Genomic DNA, 17553 nt, shown 5'->3' on the forward strand with positions numbered 1-17553 from the left:
GTCACATCCCGCTTTCGCGTTTGGTGGCCCGAAGCTTTGCGAAATAGTCCATCCGCTTCCGGATTTCCCGCTCGAACCCGCGCTCGACCGGCTGATAGAAGTTCTGCCGCCCGATCTTCGCGGGAAAATACTCCTGCCCCGAAAACCCCTCCGGCGTATCGTGGTCGTAGATATAGCCCTCGCCATACCCCTCGGATTTCATGAGTTTTGTCGGCGCGTTCAGGATCGTCATCGGCGGCGTCGGCGATCCGGTCTTCTTGGCAAGCGCCAGCGCATTATTGTACGCCACCTCGATCGCATTCGACTTCGGCGCTGTCGCGAGATAAACCACGGCCTCCGCCAACGCCAGTTCGCCCTCAGGAGAGCCCAGCATGTGATAGGCATCCTTCGCCGCAACCGCCAGCGGCAGGGCCTGCGGATCGGCCATCCCGACATCTTCGGCCGCGATGCGAATGAGCCGCCGCGCCAGATACATCGGGTCCTCGCCCGCATCGATCATGCGCGCGAAATAATAAAGCGCCGCGTCCGGGTCCGACCCCCGCACCGTCTTGTGCAGCGCCGAAATCAGGTTGTAGTGCCCATCCTGCGACTTGTCATAAATCGGCGCCCTGCGCTGTACGAGCTTCGTCAGCGCCTCATGATCGAGCACATCGTCCGCCCCCGTAACGGCGTATATCTCCTCGACCAGCCCCAAAAGGGCGCGCCCATCCCCGTCGGCGAGAGACATCAGCGTCTCGCGCGCCGTTTCGTCGACCGGCAGGTCCCTGCCCATCTCTGCCTCGGCCCGGCCGATCAGCGCCAGAAGATCGTCGCGATTGAGACTCTCGAAACGCAAGACCTGCGCCCGCGACATCAAGGCCGCATTGAGTTCGAAACTCGGGTTCTCCGTCGTCGCACCAACGAGCACGACCGTCCCGTCCTCCATCACCGGCAGAAAGCTGTCCTGCTGCGCCCGGTTGAACCGGTGAATTTCATCGACGAACAACAGCGTCCTCTGCCCGGCCCGCCGCGCAGTCCGCGCGGTTTCGAAGACCTTCTTGAGGTCGGCTACGCCCGAAAAGATCGCCGATATCTGCTCGAACCTGTACCCGGCGGCATCCGCCAGCAGCCGTGCGACCGTCGTCTTGCCGGTACCCGGCGGTCCCCACAGGATGAGCGACCCCAGCCGCCCCGACGCCAGCATCCGGCGCAGCGTCGCGTCGTCGCCCAGGATGTGGGCCTGCCCGATCACATCTTCGAGCGATTTCGGCCGCAGCTTGTCGGCAAGCGGACGGTCCCCGTCGATCTCCTCACGGCGGGACGACGGGATGTCGTCTGGAAACAGATCAGTCATCAGTCACTCTTGAAGGAACGGGTGGCCCGCTGCAACACCATCGGCCGGTCTGTGCGAGCCTTGCCTGTCACGGATTCGAACGTTTCAATATCACGAATTTCAATCCCGTTCAGTGCCGGCAACGCCGCAGCGCCTTTGCATCTGAACCTTGGATTTGACAGGATTGGGACATGGTGATGCACAGAATCGTCATCAAGCTTCTCTAGTCAGAAAATGGCCATTGCGAAGGGAGGCAATGCGCCCTATAAGCCCGCGCTTTCAACTTCTCTGATGAGGGTCCCGTGAATGGACATTGCAGCGCAGCGCGCCTACGCCAACACCGCCGAGCTGATTACGACTGAGGAACCGGATTATCCCAGTTTCCTGTTCTCCGAGCGTATTCTCGTCGACACAATCCGGACGTTTCAGTCCAACTTTGACGGCCTGTTGACCTATGCGGTCAAGGCCAACCCGTCGCACCATATTCTTGAGATCATGCACCGCGAAGGCCTCAAGGCGTTCGATGTCGCTTCGAATCGCGAAATGGCGATGATCGAGGAATACGCCCCCGGCGCTGCCCTGCACTACAACAATCCCATCAAGTCCCGCCGCGAAATCCAGCGCGCCTATGAAGAACACGGCGTGCGGTCCTTTACGATCGACCACGTGGCCCAGCTCGACCAGCTCGCGGCCGTTATTCCGCCGACCGAAGACGTCGAAGTGACTGTCCGCTTCAAGGCAGGCAAGGCGCTCAAGTCCTATGATTTCGGCACCAAGTTCGGCGTCATGGAAGAAGGCGCCGTCGCCATCTGCACCCTTGCCAAGGCGATGGGCTATTCAACGTCCCTGTGCTTCCACGTCGGCAGCCAGTGTGAGGAAGCTTATGCCTACGAACGCCACATCGCGGCCGCGGGCCGCATCGCCCAGCAGGCCGGCATCGAGCTCAAGCGCCTTAACGTCGGTGGCGGCTTTCCCGCCACGTACCCTTCGAGTTCCGCACCGCCGCTCGAAGTCTATTTCGAAACCATCAAGACTGCCGTTGCCGACACCTTCGGCTCAAGCAGTCCTCAGTTGATCGCCGAGCCGGGCCGCGGCCTCGTCACCGCATCCACCTCCCTGCTCCTTCGCGTCAAACACCAGCGCGGCGAGCAGTCAGTCTATCTCAACGACGGCGTCTACGGCTCGCTGATGGAGGCTATGATCCTCGAGTTCATGCCCCCGCTGCGCGTCTGGCGGGGGGACAAGATCCTCACGGGCGAAAGCTGGACCTTCACCATCTTCGGGCCCACCTGCGATAGCTGGGACATGATGCCCCAGAAGTTCGTGCTGCCAGAATCCATCACTGAGGACGACTACATCGAGTTCGGCCTCATGGGGGCCTATACCCAGGCTTCCCTCACCCCATTCAACGGCTTCGACCGCCGCGATCTTTACCGGGTGGACGATATCCTCGTCTGATCCTTAAAACGAAAAAGGCCCGGATCGCTCCGGGCCTTTTTATTCTGGATGGACCGAAATGGCTTACGCCGCTTCGCTCTCCTCGCCGCCCTGTTCGGCGGTTGGGCCCGAATCCTTGCCGCGCGCTTCAACGTCGCGGTCGACAAACTCGATCACAGCCATCGGCGCATTATCGCCGTGCCGGAAGCCGGCCTTGAGGACGCGGGTGTAGCCGCCGTTGCGGTCCTTGTAACGCGGACCGAGAACCTCAAAGAGCTTCTTTGCCATCGCTTCGTCGCCGATCTGTGCAACCGCCTGGCGGCGCGCATGCAGGTCGCCGCGCTTGCCCAGCGTGATGAGCTTTTCGACGATCGGCCGCAGATCCTTCGCCTTTGGAAGGGTCGTGACGATCTGTTCGTGCTTGATAAGGGCCGCGGACATGTTCTTGAACATCGCCTTGCGATGCGAAGAGGTCCGGTTCAGTTTGCGGCCGGATTTACCGTGGCGCATGGTACTCTCCTAGTAGCTTTCAGCCCGCGGAAGATCAGTAATGATCTTCGTAACGCTTGGCGAGGTCTTCGATATTTTCAGGCGGCCAGTTGGCAACATCCATCCCGAGATGGAGGCCCATCTGAGCCAGAACTTCCTTGATCTCGTTGAGCGACTTGCGCCCGAAGTTCGGCGTGCGGAGCATTTCCGCTTCCGTCTTCTGAATGAGATCGCCGATATAGACAATGTTGTCGTTCTTGAGGCAATTGGCCGAACGCACAGAGAGTTCGAGCTCGTCCACCTTCTTGAGCAGCGCAGGGTTGAATGCAAGCTCGGGTGTGGCTTCTTCGGCCTTTTCCTTGGTCGGCTCTTCGAAGTTGACGAAGACCGAAAGCTGGTCCTGAACGATGCGAGCCGCAAACGCGAGCGCATCTTCCGGAGTCACCGAGCCGTTCGTTTCGATCTGCACGGTCAGCTTGTCGAAGTCGAGGTTCTGGCCCTCACGGGTCTTCTCGACCTTATAGGAAACCCGCTTGACCGGCGAGAACAGCGCATCGACGGCGATATAGCCGATCGGCGCGTCTTCGGGACGGTTGCGGTCGGCGGGAACATAGCCCTTGCCGGTATTGACCGTGAACTCGATGTTGATCTCGGCGCCGTCATCGAGATGGCAGATCACGAGGTCCGGGTTCAAAACCTCGATATCGCCCGTCGTCTTGATATCTCCGGCGGTCACCGCACCGGGACCCTGCTTGGAAAGCGTCAAGCGCTTGGGGCCTTCCTCGGCCATCTTGATCGCGATTTCCTTGACGTTGAGCACGAGATCGGTAACGTCCTCGCGCACGCCCGGGATCGACGAGAATTCGTGCAGCACACCGTCGATCTGAATCGCGGTGATCGCAGCGCCCTGCAGCGAAGACAGCAGAACGCGGCGCAGCGTGTTGCCAAGGGTCAGGCCATAGCCGCGCTCAAGCGGCTCGGCGACCACGGAGGCCACGCGCGCGGCATCGCTGCCCGGAACAACGTCCAGCTTGGTCGGCTTGATCAATTCTTGCCAGTTTTTCTGGATCATCACGTTGAACATCCTTTCAAAAGTGCGGCCCTGCCCCGGCCGCCATGCCGCAAACCGAAACGAACCCTCGCTTCTTCATAAGCGAGGGCCCGGTCACATCAGACGCGACGCCGCTTGCGCGGCCGGCATCCGTTGTGAGGGATGGATGTAACGTCCCGGATCGAAGTGACGGTAAAACCAGCGGCCTGAAGCGCGCGCAGGGCGGACTCACGCCCAGAACCCGGCCCGCGAACCTCGACTTCGAGGGTCTTCATACCGTGTTCCTGCGCCTTGCGGGCGGCGTCTTCAGCGGCCATCTGGGCGGCATAGGGGGTCGACTTGCGCGACCCCTTGAAGCCCATCGTGCCAGCGGACGACCAGGAAATCGTATTGCCCTGGACGTCGGTGATGGTAACCATCGTGTTGTTGAACGAGGCGTTCACATGTGCAACGCCAGCACTGATATTCTTGCGCTCGCGACGGCGAACGCGGGTGGTGTCAGTTCTTGCCATTTACTTCCTCAATTCGATCTCAACGCTGCCCTGACCAACCACAGGTACGGGCAGCTCCACCGAAGACTCCGGAAAACCCGGAGACTTATTTCTTCTTGCCGGCGATCGGTTTTGCCGGACCCTTGCGGGTACGGGCATTCGTGTGGGTACGCTGTCCGCGCACCGGCAGGCCACGGCGGTGCCGCAGTCCGCGATAGTTGCCAAGATCCATCAAACGCTTGATGTTCATGGCCGTGTTCCGCCGCAGATCGCCCTCGACCACATAGTCGCGGTCGATGGTTTCGCGGATCTGGATCACTTCAGCGTCGGTCAGATCATTGACACGGCGTTCCGCCGGAATGCTGACTTTCTCGCAGATTTCAGAGGCCATCTTCGGCCCAATCCCGTGAATGTACTGAAGCGCGATGACAACACGCTTGTTCGTCGGGATATTGACGCCAGCAATACGAGCCACGCCGGATCTCCTAATCTAACCTGAGGGCTTTTCGCCCCACTTCGTTCAACAACAAGGGACCGGCATCCGATCCCCCTCACCAGTGGAAGGAACCGAATCCAGCCCTCGAGAAATTCCTGAGACTGGGCGCGGTTCTAAGGGCTCGACGGAAGAAAGTCAACTCCGCGTCAAGCCCTAATTTAACTATTCGATCGCTGCCTTGATCGAGGCTGTCACTTCATTGATCGGCTGCATACCGTCGACCGAGCGCAGAAGGCCCTGTCCGGCGTAAAAGCTGACCAGGGGAGCGGTCTGCTCGTTGTAGACGACGAGCCGCTTGCGCAGCACGTCTTCATTGTCGTCCGTCCGAGCACCACCGGTTTCTTTCGCCCGGTTGATGATGCGCTCGATCAGCACATCCGGATCCGCCTTGATCTCGACGACGGCATCGAGTTTGAGTCCTTTTGCGTCGAGCATATCGTCAAGCGCTTCGGCTTGCGCGATCGTGCGGGGAAAGCCGTCGAGGATGAACCCGTTCGCGCAATCCGGCTCGTCCATGCGTTCGGAGATAATCCCCGAGACGATAGCGTCGGATACGAGATCTCCACGGTCGACGATCGCCTTTGCTTCCAGTCCCAACGGCGTTCCCGCCTTGATGGCAGCCCGCAGCATGTCGCCCGTTGAAAGCTGCGGAATATTGTACGTTTCGACGAGGATCTGAGCCTGCGTCCCCTTCCCCGCACCCGGGGGCCCCAACAGTACAAGCCTCATCTACGACGTCCTCCCAAGCGAGATTTCTTGATCATGCCTTCATACTGCTGCGCAATCAGATGGCTCTGGATCTGGCTGACCGTGTCGAGCGTCACCGTCACCATGATGAGCAGCGAGGTGCCCCCCAAGAACGCGGAAATGTTGAGCTGGCTCAGGAAGATTTCCGGAATAAGGGCAACGAAAGTGAGGTAGATCGCACCGACCACCGTGATACGGGTCAGCACATAGTCGATATGTTGCGCCGTCCGTTCGCCGGGCCGGATGCCGGGAATGAACCCGCCCGAGCGCTTGAGGTTATCCGCCGTCTCGGTCGGGTTGAAGACGATCGAGGTATAAAAGAACGAAAAGAAGATGATCATCGCGGCAAAGAACGCCAGATAGAGCGGTTGCCCGCGCCCGAGAACCGCCGAGATCACCTGCAGCCACTGCGGCGCATCGCCCTGCGCCGTGAACGTCGCGATCGTCGCCGGCAGTAGCAGAAGAGACGAGGCGAAGATCACCGGAATAACGCCTGCGGTGTTGAGCTTCAACGGCAGGTGCGAGGTGTCGCCCTGATACATCTTGTTGCCCACCTGGCGCTTCGGATACTGGATCAGCAGCCGGCGCTGGGCGCGCTCGAAGAAGACGATGACGCCGATGATGGCGATACCGGCGACCAGAATACCGACGACCGCGATGGTCGGCAGCGCCCCGGTGCGGCTCAGTTCGAGCGTCTGTGCGATCGTCGTGGGCAGCGACGCGACGATGCCGGCAAAGATGATCAGCGAAATGCCGTTGCCCACGCCCCGGGCGGTGACCTGTTCGCCGAGCCACATCAGGAACATGGTGCCGCCGACGAGCGTGATGATCGTCGAAATGCGGAAGAACCAGCCCGGATCGGCAACCACGCCTTCGCTCGCTTCGAGCCCGACGGCGATACCATAGGCCTGAACCGCGCAGAAGACGACCGTCAGGTAGCGCGTGTACTGGTTGAGCTTGCGCCGCCCGCTCTCGCCTTCTTTCTTGAGCTGCTCAAGCCGGGGCGAGGCTGTGGAAAGCACCTGCACCACGATCGAGGCCGTAATGTAGGGAATGAGGTTCAGTGCAAAGATTGCCAGGCGCTCGACAGCGCCACCTGCAAACATATTGAACAAGCCAAAAATGCCACCCTGAGCCTGCTGGAAGGTGGCGGCGAAAGCATCGGGGTCGATGCCGGGGATCGGGATATAGGTGCCGAGGCGATATACGAGCAGGGCGCCCAGGGTGAAAAGGATACGCTTTTGAAGGTCCTTGGCTTTCGAGAACGTCGAAAAGCTCATATTGCGGGCCAGTTGCTCGGCTGCAGACGCCATGACGGCTCCCCTACTCCAAAAAAGAGCAAATCAAAGGGCCATGACCGGCCCTAAGAGAAAAAGACAATGCTCTGATATAGTCAGAGCGCGCCCTCGTGCAATCCCATAGAAACGGGAATCTCCGAGAGCGCGCTCCTTGGTCGGTTCGAATTATTCGCCCTGGGCGGCCTTGCCGACCACCTCGACCTTGCCGCCGGCAGCTTCGATCGCGGCGATGGCGCCCGCCGATGCATGCGCAACCTTGAAGGTCACCTTCTTGGCGGAGAATTCGGTGTTGCCGTTGATCAGGCGTACGCCGTCCTTCGCACGGCGGATGACGCCGGCCTTGACGAGCGCTTCGGCATCCACGACGCCCTTGGCGTCGAGCTTGCCGCTATCGATATAGGCCTGGATCCGGTCAAGACGCACCGCATTCCACTTCTTGGCAAACGCATTGTTGAAACCGCGCTTGGGCATCCGCATATGGAGCGGCATCTGCCCGCCTTCGAAGCCGTTGATCGCAACGCCCGAACGGGACTTCTGGCCCTTGACGCCGCGGCCGCCGGTCTTGCCGAGGCCCGAACCGATGCCACGGCCGACGCGGACGCGCGCCTTGTTGGCGCCGGGCTTATCGGCAATCTCGTTGAGTTTCATGTCGAATAATCCCTCTTACTGCTCGTCCACGACGCGGACGAGGTGGGCAACTTTCGCGATCATGCCACGGACCGAAGGGGTGTCTTCGAGTTCCCGGCGGCGATGCATCTTGTTGAGCCCAAGCCCCACGAGCGTCGCGCGTTGATCTTCCTTGCGGCGGATCGGGCTGCCGATCTGCTCGACGATGAGCGTCTTCTTAGCCATTGTTTTTCTCCGTCTTCACCGTCAGCGTCAGGCTTCGACGGCAGCTTCGCCGCGGCGAGCCTGCAGTTCGGAAACCTTGAGACCCCGGCGCGCAGCAACCGAGCGCGGGCTGTCGACATTCTTGAGCGCCTCGAAGGTCGCCCGCACCATGTTGTAGGGGTTCTGCGAACCCTGCGACTTGGCGACGATGTCGTTGATGCCCAGCGTTTCGAACACGGCACGCATCGGACCACCCGCGATGATACCGGTGCCCGCCGGAGCCGCACGCAGGATCACCTTGCCCGCGCCGTGACGGCCGGTAACGTCGTGATGCAGCGTGCGGGCTTCGCGAAGCGGAACCCGGATCATCTGCCGCTTGGCCTGCTCGGTTGCCTTGCGGATGGCTTCAGGCACTTCGCGCGCCTTGCCGTGACCGAAACCGACGCGGCCCTTCTGATCGCCAACGACCACGAGCGCGGCAAAGCCGAACCGCCGGCCGCCCTTCACCACCTTGGCGACGCGATTGATATGCACCAGGCGATCTACAAACTCGCTGTCGCGCTCTTGAATGTCTCTCATCGTCTCAGCTCTTATCTTTCGTGTTCACGTTGGCTTCGCTTAGAAGCGCAACCCACCCTCACGGGCGGCATCGGCCAGGGCCTTCACCCGGCCATGGAAAATGTAACCGCCGCGGTCGAAGACGACTTCGCCAACACCGGCCTTGGTCGCGCGCTCAGCCAGAGCCTTGCCGACGGTAGCGGCAGCGGCCTGATTGGCACCGTTATCGATCTTGAGATCCTTCTCGAGCGAAGAAGCCGCAGCCAGCGTGCGCCCGTTCGCATCGTCGATGATCTGTGCGTAAATGTTCTTCTCCGACCGGAAGACCGAAAGACGCGGACGGCCATTGGCACGCGCCTTGATGGCCTTGCGGACCCGAGCCTTACGGCGCTCGACACCCGAAACTTTAGCCATTGTGACCAATCCTTACTTCTTCTTGCCTTCCTTGCGGTAAATGTGCTCGTTCTCATAACGAACACCCTTACCCTTATACGGCTCCGGCGGACGGAACTCGCGGATATTCGCCGCCACCTGGCCCACCTGCTGCTTGTCGATGCCCGACACGACGATTTCCGTCTGCGTCGGTGCGGCAAGCTGGATGCCGTCGGGTGCCTTGAAGATCACTTCATGGGAAAACCCGAGCGAAAGCTTCAAGTCAGAACCCTGCATCTGCGCGCGGTAGCCCACGCCGTTGATCACGAGCTTGCGCTCGAACCCCTTGGACACACCGTCCACGATGTTCTGGACCAACGAGCGCGACATCCCCCAGGCCGAACGGGCCTCGCGGCTATCGTCATAGGGCGTCACCACAACGCCGTCATCGGTCATCTCGGGCTTCACCCAATCGATGAGCTCGACGCTCAGCTCGCCCTTCGGCCCCTTGGCGGTGACCGTCTGGCCATCAACCGAGACCGTCACGCCGCCGACCGGAGCAACCGGCTTTTTGCCAATACGCGACATTTTCTTCGCCTTTTCGTCTTCTCTTTGGTGTGTGGTGCCCGCCCTGCCGTCTTAGAAGACGCGGCAGAGCACCTCACCGCCAACATTTTCAGCACGCGCCTGGTGATCGGCCAGAACACCCTTGGGGGTGGAAAGGATCGAAACACCGAGACCGTTGCCGACAACGGGAATGTTCTTGACCGATGCGTAAACCCGGCGGCCAGGCTTGGACACCCTCTGCAGCTCACGGATGACCGGCTGGTTTTCCGAATACTTCAACTCGATGCTGAACTCGGGAAGACCGTTATCGCTGGTCTGTTCGGTATAGCCGCGAATGAAGCCCTCGGACTTGAGAACGTCCAGAACGTGGGCGCGGAGCTTGGAAGCCGGCGTGCGCACAACGTCGCGACGGCGCATCTGCGCATTGCGGATGCGGGTCAGCATATCGCCAAGCGGATCGATAAGTGTCATGTTCTTTCTTCCTTACCAGCTCGACTTGACCAGGCCGGGGATCTTACCCATGTTGCCCAGCTCGCGCAGCGCAACACGGCTCAGCTTGAGCTTGCGGTAATATCCGCGCGGACGGCCCGACACTTCGCAGCGGTTGCGGACGCGCACAGGCGACGCGTTGCGCGGCAGTTCGGCCAGTTTGAGCTGCGCAGCAAAACGCTCTTCGAACGACAGCGACTCGTCCTTCGCCTTCGCCTTGAGGGCGGCACGCTTACCGGCGTACTGCTTGGCGAGCTTGGCGCGGCGCTTGTTCTTCTCGATGGCGCTTACTTTAGCCATTTCAGTCTCTCTTTCGTCTCTCTTCCCTGCCCCGGACTACTGCCGGAACGGGAAATTGAAAGCCCTGAGAAGCGCACGCGCTTCGTCGTCGGTCTTCGCCGTGGTCGTGATGATCACATCCATGCCCCAGACCTGCTCGATCTGGTCATAGTTGATCTCGGGGAACACGATGTGTTCCTTGATGCCCATGGCGTAGTTGCCGCGGCCATCGAAGCTCTTGGGGTTCAGTCCGCGGAAGTCGCGGACACGCGGCAGCGCCACGTTCACAAGGCGGTCGATGAACTCGTACATCTGGGCACGGCGCAGCGTGACCTTGACGCCCAGCGGCATGCCTTCACGCACCTTGAAGCCGGCGATCGACTTGCGGGCGTACGTGATGACGGGCTTCTGGCCGGCAATCTTTTCCAGATCGGCCAGCGCGGCCTTCACCTTCTTGCTATCACCGACGGCCTCGCCGACGCCCATGTTGAGAACCACTTTCTCGAGCTTGGGCACCTGCATGGGGTTCGTATAGTTGAAGGTCTCGGTGAGACCGGCGCGCACCACATCTTCATAATGCGTGCGCAGGCGCGGAATGTAAGTCTCAGCCATCGATCACTTCTCCAGAACGCTTAGCGACGCGCTTCTTGACGCCGTCTTCGATCTTGAAGCCAACTCGGGTCGGCTTGTTTTCCTTGGCGTCCAAAAGAGCGATATTGCTCAGATGGATCGGCGCTTCCTTGGTGATGATCCCGGCATCCTGGGTCTGCGTCTGGCGCTGGTGGCGCTTGACGAGGTTGATACCCTGGACGACCGCGCGGGTTTCGGACGGGATGACCTGCAGCACTTCGCCGGTCTTGCCTTTGTCCTTGCCGGCCAGCACGATGACCTTGTCACCCTTTTTGATCTTGGCGGCCATTACAGCACCTCCGGGGCGAGCGAGATGATCTTCATGTGGTTCTTGGCACGCAACTCACGCGGAACCGGGCCGAAAATACGGGTCCCGACAGGTTCCTTGTTGTTGTTGATGATCACTGCCGCATTACGGTCGAAACGGATCACGGTGCCGTCGGGGCGGCGGATATCGGACGCGGTACGAACCACCACGGCCTTCATCACCTGGCCCTTCTTGACGCGGCCGCGCGGGATCGCGTCCTTGACCGACACCACGATGATGTCGCCAACCGACGCATACTTGCGATGCGAACCGCCCAGCACCTTGATGCACATAACACGACGGGCGCCGGAATTATCGGCGACGTCGAGATTTGTTTGCATCTGAATCATGACTGGTTGCCTTCTTTTATCTTAGGGTCCGCCGTCATGCCGGCTCGACCCAGACGTCTTGATTGTGCGTGGCGCTAAGCGGTCGCTACGACTGTCCAGCGCTTGGTCTTGGAGATCGGAGCGCATTCCTCGATCTGCACCACATCCCCGATCTTGGCCGAACCGGCCTCGTCATGGGCATGATACTTCTTGGAACGGCGCACCGTCTTTTTCAGAATCGGGTGGGTAAAGCGCCGCTCGACGCTAACCACCACCGTCTTCTCGTTCTTGTCGGAGACCACGGTCCCCTGCAGGATACGCTTGGGCATTGGTGTCTCCTTACTTCGCTTCCGCGCGCTTTTCGCGCAGCACGGTCTGAACCCGCGCGATGTCGCGGCGGACCTTGCGCACCTGCGCGGTGTTCTCCAGCTGCTGGGTTGCGCGCTGGAAACGCAGATTGAACTGCTCTTTCTTGAGGTTGACGAGCTCGTCGTTGAGTTCGTCGACCGTTTTGGCCCTAACGTCGCTCGGCTTCATCGCTTCACTCGTCCTTAGTCTGCAATACGGGAAACGAACCGCGTCTTGATCGGCAGCTTCATGGCCGCAAGACGCAACGCTTCACGCGCAACTTCTTCACTTACGCCGTCGATCTCGAACATGATCCGGCCGGGCTTGACGCGGGCGGCCCAATATTCAGGCGAACCCTTGCCCTTACCCATACGGACTTCAGTCGGCTTGGACGACACAGGCACATCCGGGAAAACCCGGATCCATACGCGGCCGGCACGCTTCATATAGCGGGTCATGGCACGGCGCGCGGCCTCGATCTGGCGGGCGGTTATACGCTCAGGTTCCTGAGCCTTCAAGCCATATTCGCCAAAATTGAGGTTGGTGCCGCCTTTGGCGACGCCATGGATCCGGCCCTTGTGGGCCTTGCGGAACTTTGTACGTTTCGGTTGCAACATTGTTCTTACGTCCTATCAGCAGCCGGAGCGCGACGGCCCTGCCCGCCGCCGTCACCACCTTCGGTTGCGCGGCGCTCATGGGCCATCGGATCATGCTCCATGATCTCGCCCTTGAAGATCCACACCTTGATCCCGATGATGCCGTAGGTCGTGGCAGCTTCCGCAACGCCATAGTCGACATCCGCACGCAGCGTGTGAAGCGGAACCCGGCCCTCGCGGTACCATTCGGTACGCGCGATGTCCGCGCCGCCGAGGCGGCCACCGACATTGACCCGGATACCCTGGGCGCCCATGCGCATTGCGGTCTGCACCGCACGCTTCATGGCCCGGCGGAACGCCACGCGGCGTTCGAGCTGCTGGGCGATGCCCTGGGCGACCAGTGTCGCATCGGTTTCCGGCTTGCGCACTTCAACGATGTTGATGTGCACTTCCGAATTGGTGAACTTCTTGACCTTGTTACGGATCTTCTCGATATCCGCGCCCTTCTTGCCGATCACGATCCCCGGACGGGCCGAGTGGATCGAAATCCGGCACTTGCGGTGCGGACGCTCGATGACGATCTTGGAAACCGCAGCCTGCTTGAGCTCGGCTTCGAGCATTTCGCGGATCTTGAGGTCTTCCTGAAGGAGCGAGCCATACTCGCCCTTATTGGCGAACCAGCGCGAATCCCAGGTCCGGTTGATACCGAGCCGAAGCCCGATCGGATTGACTTTCTGGCCCATCAGACGGCCTCCTCGACTTCACGGACGACAATGGTCAGGTGCGAGAACGGCTTCTGGATCCGCGCGCCCCGGCCACGTGCACGGGCATGGAACCGCTTCATCACCAGCGCCTTGCCCACGAAGGCTTCCGAGACGACGAGCGCGTCGGTGTCGAGACCATGATTGTTCTCTGCATTGGCGATGGCGCTTTCGAGCGTCTTCTTGACCGGCCCGGCAATCCGCTTGTGCGAAAACTGCAGGTCGGCAAGAGCCTTCTCGACCTTCTTGCCGCGGATCATCGCGGCAACGAGGTTCAGCTTCTGGGGGCTGGTCCGCACCATGCGCAGGACGGCTTTCGCCTCGTTGTCCTTGAGCACGCGCTCACGCTTTAGCTTGCCCATTGTTACTTCCTCTTCGCCTTCTTGTCGGCCGCGTGCCCGTAATAGGTGCGCGAGGGCGAAAACTCACCGAACTTATGGCCGATCATGTCTTCGGTGACGTTCACCGGAACATGCTTCTGGCCGTTATAGACACCGAAGGTCAGCCCCACGAACTGCGGGAGGATCGTGGAGCGCCGGCTCCAGATCTTGATGACCTCGTTGCGGCCGGACTCGCGAACCTTGTCGGCCTTCTTCAAGAGGTAACCGTCAACAAACGGCCCTTTCCAGACGGAACGTGCCATGGCTCTTACTTGCCCTTCCTATTGTGGCGCGAGCGAACGATGAACTTGTCCGTCGCCTTATTGGTGCGGGTGCGCTTGCCCTTGGTCGGCTTGCCCCACGGGGTGACCGGGTTACGGCCGCCCGAGGTGCGGCCTTCACCACCACCGTGCGGGTGGTCGACCGGGTTCATCGCGACACCGCGAACGTTCGGACGCTTGCCCAGCCAGCGGCTGCGGCCGGCCTTGCCCAGGCTCGTGTTCGAGTGATCGGGGTTCGAAACCGAGCCCACGGTCGCAAGGCACGAACCGTGCACCAGGCGCTGCTCACCCGAGTTGAGCCGGAGGATCGCCCAGCCCGCGTCACGGCCGACATACTGTGCATAAGCACCGGCCGAACGCGCGATCTGACCGCCCTTTTTGGGCTTCAGCTCGATATTATGAACGATCGTGCCAACCGGCATGCGCTCGAGCGGCATGGTGTTGCCCGGCTTGACGTCAACCGCCGAGAGCGAGGACACGACCTTGTCGCCGGCAGCAAGGCGCTGCGGGGCGAGGATATAGGCCTGTTCACCGTCTTCGTAGTTGACCAGCGCGATGAACGCTGTCCGGTTCGGATCGTATTCCAGCCGCTCCACAGTGCCGACGACGTCGAACTTGGTGCGCTTGAAATCGACCATGCGGTAACGCCGCTTGTGCCCGCCGCCACGGTGGAACGAGGTCACGCGGCCGTTATTATTGCGGCCGCCCGACTTCGTCAGACCTTCGGTCAGCTTCTTGACCGGAGCGCCATTCCAGAGCTCGCTGCGGTTGACACCGACAAGCTGACGGCGGCCCGGCGAGGTCGGATTGTAGTTCTTAAGAGCCATTTCTCTCTTCCTTCGCCTTGCTTACAGACCGGTCGAAATATCGATGGTCTGGCCGTCAACGAGGGTCACAACGGCCTTCTTGACGTCTTTGCGCTTACCGGCGAACCCGCGGAACCGCTTGCTCTTGCCTTTGCGCACGATGGTGTTCACCGCCTTGACCTTCACCTCGAACAGCGCTTCGACCGCTGCCTTGATTTCAGGCTTGGTGGCATCGATCGCCACGTCGAACACGACCTGGCCGTTTTCCGAAGCCAGCGTCGACTTTTCAGTAACGACCGGGTTGCGGATAATGTCGTAATGCTTGACAGCGCTCATTGGAACCGGCCCTCCAGCGCAGCCAGCGCGTCCTTGGTCAGGACCAGCTTTTTGCGGCGCAGAATGTCGTAAACATTGATGCCCTGAGCCGGCAGCACGTCGATCTGGGGAATGTTGCGCGCAGCGAGCGCGAAATTCGTATCCAGTTCGGCGCCGCCGATAATCAGCGCGTTCGAAAGCCCGAGCTTGCCAAAGACCTCGCGAAGCGCACCGGTCTTGGGTGCATCGGCAACGGCCTTGTCGAGAATGATCAATTCGCCCGCCTTCGCCTTGGCCGAAAGCGCATGCTTGAGCGCAAGCGCGCGGACCTTCTTGGGCAGCTCGATCGCGTGGCTGCGCGGCGTGGGGCCGAATGCCCTGCCGCCGCCACGGAAGATGTTGGTGCGCCGCGAACCGTGACGGGCGCCGCCCGAACCCTTCTGACGCACGAACTTCTTGCCCGTCATCGAGACGTCGGCGCGGTTCTTGACCGCATGCGTGCCGGCCATCTTCTTGAGCTGCTGGTAACGCACCATGCGCTGGATGAGATCCGCGCGCGGCTCGAGGCCGAATACGGCATCGTCGAGCGTCACCTTGCCGGCCGACTTACCCTCGAGGGTTGTGACCTGGAGTTCCATTATGCACTCTCCCCATTCGCGGCGGCAGCAACCTTGAACGAACCGGGGCGAGCAACGCCTTCCGGTGCGGGCTTCTTGACGGCGTCGCGGATCTGGATCCAGCCGCCCTTGGCGCCCGGAACCGAACCCTGAACCATGATCAGCCCGCGCTCGACGTCGGTCTTGACGACCTTGACGTTCTGCGTCGTGACGCGCGCGTCACCCATATGGCCGGCCATCTTCTTGCCCTTGAACACCTTGCCGGGGTCCTGGCTGTTACCGGTCGAACCGTGCGAGCGGTGCGAAATCGAGACACCGTGCGAAGCCCGCAGACCACCGAAATTGTGGCGCTTCATCGCACCGGCAAAGCCCTTGCCGATCGAGGTGCCGGTCACATCGACCAACTGCCCTTCGGCGAAGTGGTCGGCCAGGAGTTCGGCGCCAACGTCGATGAGGTTGTCCTCGCTCACGCGGAACTCGACGACCTTGCGCTTGGGCTCGACCTTGGCAGAGGCGAACTGGCCGCGCTGGGCCTTGTTGACATTCTTGACCTTGACCGAGCCGGCGCCAAGCTGCAGCGCGACATAGCCGTCTTTTTCCTGCGTCCGCTGGCCCACCACCTGGCAGCCTTGCAGCGCCAGAACCGTGACGGGGACATGCGCGCCGTCATCGGTGAAGATGCGGGTCATTCCCAGCTTCTGTGCGATCACTCCAGAACGCATCGGTTGTTACCTTTTCTCTTAGGCGTATTCCCGGGTCATTGTTTTGTCCAAGAGGACCCGAATTAAGCGGAATACGCGAAAACCTTCTTGGTCTTTAGAGCTTGATCTCGACGTCCACACCGGCCGCCAGATCGAGCTTCATCAGGGCGTCCACCGTCTGGGGGGTCGGATCCACGATGTCCAGAAGACGCTTGTGAGTCCGGATTTCGAACTGCTCGCGGCTCTTCTTGTCGACGTGGGGCGACCGGTTGACAGTGTACTTGTCAATTCGCGTCGGCAGCGGGATCGGGCCACGGACCTGGGCACCGGTGCGCTTCGCCGTGTTGACGATTTCACGCGTCGAGTTGTCCAGAACCCGGTGGTCGAACGCCTTGAGCCGAATGCGAATGTTCTGACCGTTCATTTTGTTCTATCCCGAAAAAAGGAGCGCGGTGCGCTGTTTTGGCGGCGCACCGCACTCGCTATTGGCTTGAACTTACTCGACAATCTTAGAGACGACGCCTGCGCCGACGGTACGGCCGCCTTCGCGGATGGCGAAGCGGAGCTTCTCTTCCATCGCGATCGGCACGATCAGCTCCACGTTCATCTCCACATTGTCGCCCGGCATAACCATCTCGACGCCTTCCTTCAGCGTCACAACACCGGTCACGTCCGTCGTCCGGAAGTAGAACTGCGGACGGTAGTTGGTGAAGAACGGCGTATGACGACCGCCTTCGTCCTTGGTCAGGATGTAGGCTTCGGCAACGAACTTGGTGTGCGGCGTCACAGAGCCGGGCTTGCACAGCACCTGCCCGCGTTCCACCTGCGTGCGGTCGATACCGCGGATCAGCGCGCCGATGTTGTCGCCCGCTTCGCCGCTGTCGAGCAGCTTGCGGAACATCTCCACACCGGTCACCGTCGTCTTCTGCGTCGCCTTGATGCCGACGATCTCGACTTCGTCGCCGACCTTGACGATCCCGCGCTCCACGCGCCCGGTCACAACCGTACCGCGGCCCGAGATCGAGAACACGTCTTCAACCGGCATCAGGAACGGCTGGTCCTTCG

30 protein-coding genes are annotated in these 17553 nt (G+C 60.9%); 1 reads left to right on the forward strand and 29 read right to left on the reverse strand.

Annotated features, from left to right (window positions below; all coding sequences use genetic code 11):
- Position 1: 1 nt before the first annotated feature.
- Positions 2–1336, reverse strand: a complete 1335-nt coding sequence (locus LSG43_RS14995; RefSeq protein ID WP_439652048.1) for a replication-associated recombination protein A — start codon at positions 1334–1336, stop codon at positions 2–4.
- Positions 1337–1618: 282 nt separating this feature from the next.
- Here LSG43_RS14995 and LSG43_RS15000 point away from each other — a divergent pair, with 282 nt between their 5' ends.
- Positions 1619–2770 (forward strand): type III PLP-dependent enzyme domain-containing protein, encoded by a 1152-nt coding sequence (locus LSG43_RS15000; RefSeq protein ID WP_231805603.1) that lies wholly within the window; start codon positions 1619–1621, stop codon positions 2768–2770.
- 63 nt (positions 2771–2833) lie between these two features.
- Here the strand turns inward: LSG43_RS15000 and rplQ are convergent, their stop codons facing one another.
- The 28 genes from rplQ to LSG43_RS15140 form a co-directional block, all read right to left on the reverse strand.
- The gene (gene rplQ, locus LSG43_RS15005; RefSeq protein WP_231805604.1) at positions 2834–3259 is read right to left on the reverse strand and encodes a 50S ribosomal protein L17; all 426 of its coding nucleotides are present in this window, start codon (positions 3257–3259) and stop codon (positions 2834–2836) included.
- Positions 3260–3293: 34 nt separating this feature from the next.
- Positions 3294–4322: a DNA-directed RNA polymerase subunit alpha gene (locus LSG43_RS15010; protein ID WP_231805606.1), complete on the reverse strand. Its 1029-nt coding sequence runs from the start codon at positions 4320–4322 to the stop codon at positions 3294–3296.
- 86 nt (positions 4323–4408) lie between these two features.
- Positions 4409–4801: a 30S ribosomal protein S11 gene (gene rpsK, locus LSG43_RS15015; protein WP_231805608.1), complete on the reverse strand. Its 393-nt coding sequence runs from the start codon at positions 4799–4801 to the stop codon at positions 4409–4411.
- 85 nt (positions 4802–4886) lie between these two features.
- A complete protein-coding gene (gene rpsM / locus LSG43_RS15020; protein WP_231805610.1) occupies positions 4887–5255 on the reverse strand; it encodes a 30S ribosomal protein S13 in 369 nt (122 codons plus the stop codon).
- A gap of 183 nt (positions 5256–5438) precedes the next feature.
- Positions 5439–6005, reverse strand: a complete 567-nt coding sequence (locus tag LSG43_RS15025; RefSeq protein WP_231805612.1) for an adenylate kinase — start codon at positions 6003–6005, stop codon at positions 5439–5441.
- Positions 6002–7336, reverse strand: coding sequence for a preprotein translocase subunit SecY (gene secY, locus LSG43_RS15030; protein ID WP_231805614.1), 1335 nt, complete (start codon positions 7334–7336; stop codon positions 6002–6004). Before secY ends, LSG43_RS15025 begins: the two co-directional genes overlap by 4 nt.
- Before the next feature lie 150 nt (positions 7337–7486).
- A complete protein-coding gene (gene rplO / locus LSG43_RS15035) occupies positions 7487–7969 on the reverse strand; it encodes a 50S ribosomal protein L15 (protein WP_231805616.1) in 483 nt (160 codons plus the stop codon).
- Between the two features lie 15 nt (positions 7970–7984).
- Positions 7985–8173 carry a 50S ribosomal protein L30 gene (gene rpmD / locus LSG43_RS15040; protein WP_231805618.1) on the reverse strand — a complete coding sequence of 63 codons (189 nt, stop codon included), beginning with the start codon at positions 8171–8173 and terminating at the stop codon, positions 7985–7987.
- Between the two features lie 27 nt (positions 8174–8200).
- Complete coding sequence (rpsE, locus tag LSG43_RS15045; protein WP_231805620.1) at positions 8201–8731, reverse strand: 30S ribosomal protein S5; 531 nt, start codon at positions 8729–8731, stop codon at positions 8201–8203.
- A 39-nt stretch (positions 8732–8770) separates the two neighbouring features.
- On the reverse strand, positions 8771–9124 hold the full coding sequence (rplR, locus tag LSG43_RS15050) for a 50S ribosomal protein L18 (RefSeq protein WP_304622656.1): 354 nt from the start codon (positions 9122–9124) through the stop codon (positions 8771–8773).
- Between the two features lie 12 nt (positions 9125–9136).
- Positions 9137–9670, reverse strand: coding sequence for a 50S ribosomal protein L6 (rplF, locus tag LSG43_RS15055; RefSeq protein WP_231805624.1), 534 nt, complete (start codon positions 9668–9670; stop codon positions 9137–9139).
- A gap of 51 nt (positions 9671–9721) precedes the next feature.
- Positions 9722–10120, reverse strand: a complete 399-nt coding sequence (gene rpsH / locus LSG43_RS15060) for a 30S ribosomal protein S8 (RefSeq protein ID WP_231805626.1) — start codon at positions 10118–10120, stop codon at positions 9722–9724.
- Positions 10121–10132: 12 nt separating this feature from the next.
- Positions 10133–10438 carry a 30S ribosomal protein S14 gene (rpsN, locus tag LSG43_RS15065; RefSeq protein ID WP_231805628.1) on the reverse strand — a complete coding sequence of 102 codons (306 nt, stop codon included), beginning with the start codon at positions 10436–10438 and terminating at the stop codon, positions 10133–10135.
- A gap of 36 nt (positions 10439–10474) precedes the next feature.
- Entirely contained in the window at positions 10475–11029 is a 555-nt protein-coding gene (rplE, locus tag LSG43_RS15070) for a 50S ribosomal protein L5 (protein WP_231805630.1), read from the reverse strand.
- Positions 11022–11336: a 50S ribosomal protein L24 gene (rplX, locus tag LSG43_RS15075; RefSeq protein WP_231805632.1), complete on the reverse strand. Its 315-nt coding sequence runs from the start codon at positions 11334–11336 to the stop codon at positions 11022–11024. The genes rplE and rplX overlap by 8 nt, the downstream gene beginning before the upstream one ends.
- A complete protein-coding gene (gene rplN / locus LSG43_RS15080; RefSeq protein WP_127143352.1) occupies positions 11336–11704 on the reverse strand; it encodes a 50S ribosomal protein L14 in 369 nt (122 codons plus the stop codon). The genes rplX and rplN overlap by 1 nt, the downstream gene beginning before the upstream one ends.
- Before the next feature lie 74 nt (positions 11705–11778).
- Complete coding sequence (gene rpsQ, locus LSG43_RS15085; protein WP_231805634.1) at positions 11779–12012, reverse strand: 30S ribosomal protein S17; 234 nt, start codon at positions 12010–12012, stop codon at positions 11779–11781.
- A gap of 10 nt (positions 12013–12022) precedes the next feature.
- On the reverse strand, positions 12023–12220 hold the full coding sequence (gene rpmC / locus LSG43_RS15090; protein ID WP_231805636.1) for a 50S ribosomal protein L29: 198 nt from the start codon (positions 12218–12220) through the stop codon (positions 12023–12025).
- A gap of 14 nt (positions 12221–12234) precedes the next feature.
- A complete protein-coding gene (gene rplP / locus LSG43_RS15095) occupies positions 12235–12648 on the reverse strand; it encodes a 50S ribosomal protein L16 (RefSeq protein WP_231805638.1) in 414 nt (137 codons plus the stop codon).
- Between the two features lie 5 nt (positions 12649–12653).
- Positions 12654–13370 carry a 30S ribosomal protein S3 gene (gene rpsC, locus LSG43_RS15100; RefSeq protein ID WP_231805640.1) on the reverse strand — a complete coding sequence of 239 codons (717 nt, stop codon included), beginning with the start codon at positions 13368–13370 and terminating at the stop codon, positions 12654–12656.
- The gene (rplV, locus tag LSG43_RS15105) at positions 13370–13750 is read right to left on the reverse strand and encodes a 50S ribosomal protein L22 (RefSeq protein WP_231805642.1); all 381 of its coding nucleotides are present in this window, start codon (positions 13748–13750) and stop codon (positions 13370–13372) included. Before rplV ends, rpsC begins: the two co-directional genes overlap by 1 nt.
- A gap of 2 nt (positions 13751–13752) precedes the next feature.
- A complete protein-coding gene (gene rpsS, locus LSG43_RS15110; protein WP_231805644.1) occupies positions 13753–14031 on the reverse strand; it encodes a 30S ribosomal protein S19 in 279 nt (92 codons plus the stop codon).
- Positions 14032–14036: 5 nt separating this feature from the next.
- Positions 14037–14876: a 50S ribosomal protein L2 gene (gene rplB / locus LSG43_RS15115; protein ID WP_231805646.1), complete on the reverse strand. Its 840-nt coding sequence runs from the start codon at positions 14874–14876 to the stop codon at positions 14037–14039.
- A gap of 21 nt (positions 14877–14897) precedes the next feature.
- Positions 14898–15191, reverse strand: coding sequence for a 50S ribosomal protein L23 (locus LSG43_RS15120; RefSeq protein WP_231805648.1), 294 nt, complete (start codon positions 15189–15191; stop codon positions 14898–14900).
- The gene (gene rplD / locus LSG43_RS15125) at positions 15188–15808 is read right to left on the reverse strand and encodes a 50S ribosomal protein L4 (protein ID WP_231805650.1); all 621 of its coding nucleotides are present in this window, start codon (positions 15806–15808) and stop codon (positions 15188–15190) included. The genes LSG43_RS15120 and rplD overlap by 4 nt, the downstream gene beginning before the upstream one ends.
- Positions 15808–16509: a 50S ribosomal protein L3 gene (gene rplC / locus LSG43_RS15130; RefSeq protein ID WP_231805652.1), complete on the reverse strand. Its 702-nt coding sequence runs from the start codon at positions 16507–16509 to the stop codon at positions 15808–15810. The genes rplD and rplC overlap by 1 nt, the downstream gene beginning before the upstream one ends.
- A 94-nt stretch (positions 16510–16603) precedes the next feature.
- Positions 16604–16912 carry a 30S ribosomal protein S10 gene (gene rpsJ, locus LSG43_RS15135; RefSeq protein WP_014130837.1) on the reverse strand — a complete coding sequence of 103 codons (309 nt, stop codon included), beginning with the start codon at positions 16910–16912 and terminating at the stop codon, positions 16604–16606.
- 72 nt (positions 16913–16984) lie between these two features.
- Positions 16985–17553, reverse strand: a 569-nt coding sequence (locus tag LSG43_RS15140) for an EF-Tu C-terminal domain-related protein (RefSeq protein ID WP_255714513.1), incomplete at its 5' end; no start/stop codon positions are given.

It is taken from the genome of Pelagibacterium xiamenense (assembly GCF_021166475.1).
Taxonomy (GTDB): domain Bacteria; phylum Pseudomonadota; class Alphaproteobacteria; order Rhizobiales; family Devosiaceae; genus Pelagibacterium; species Pelagibacterium xiamenense.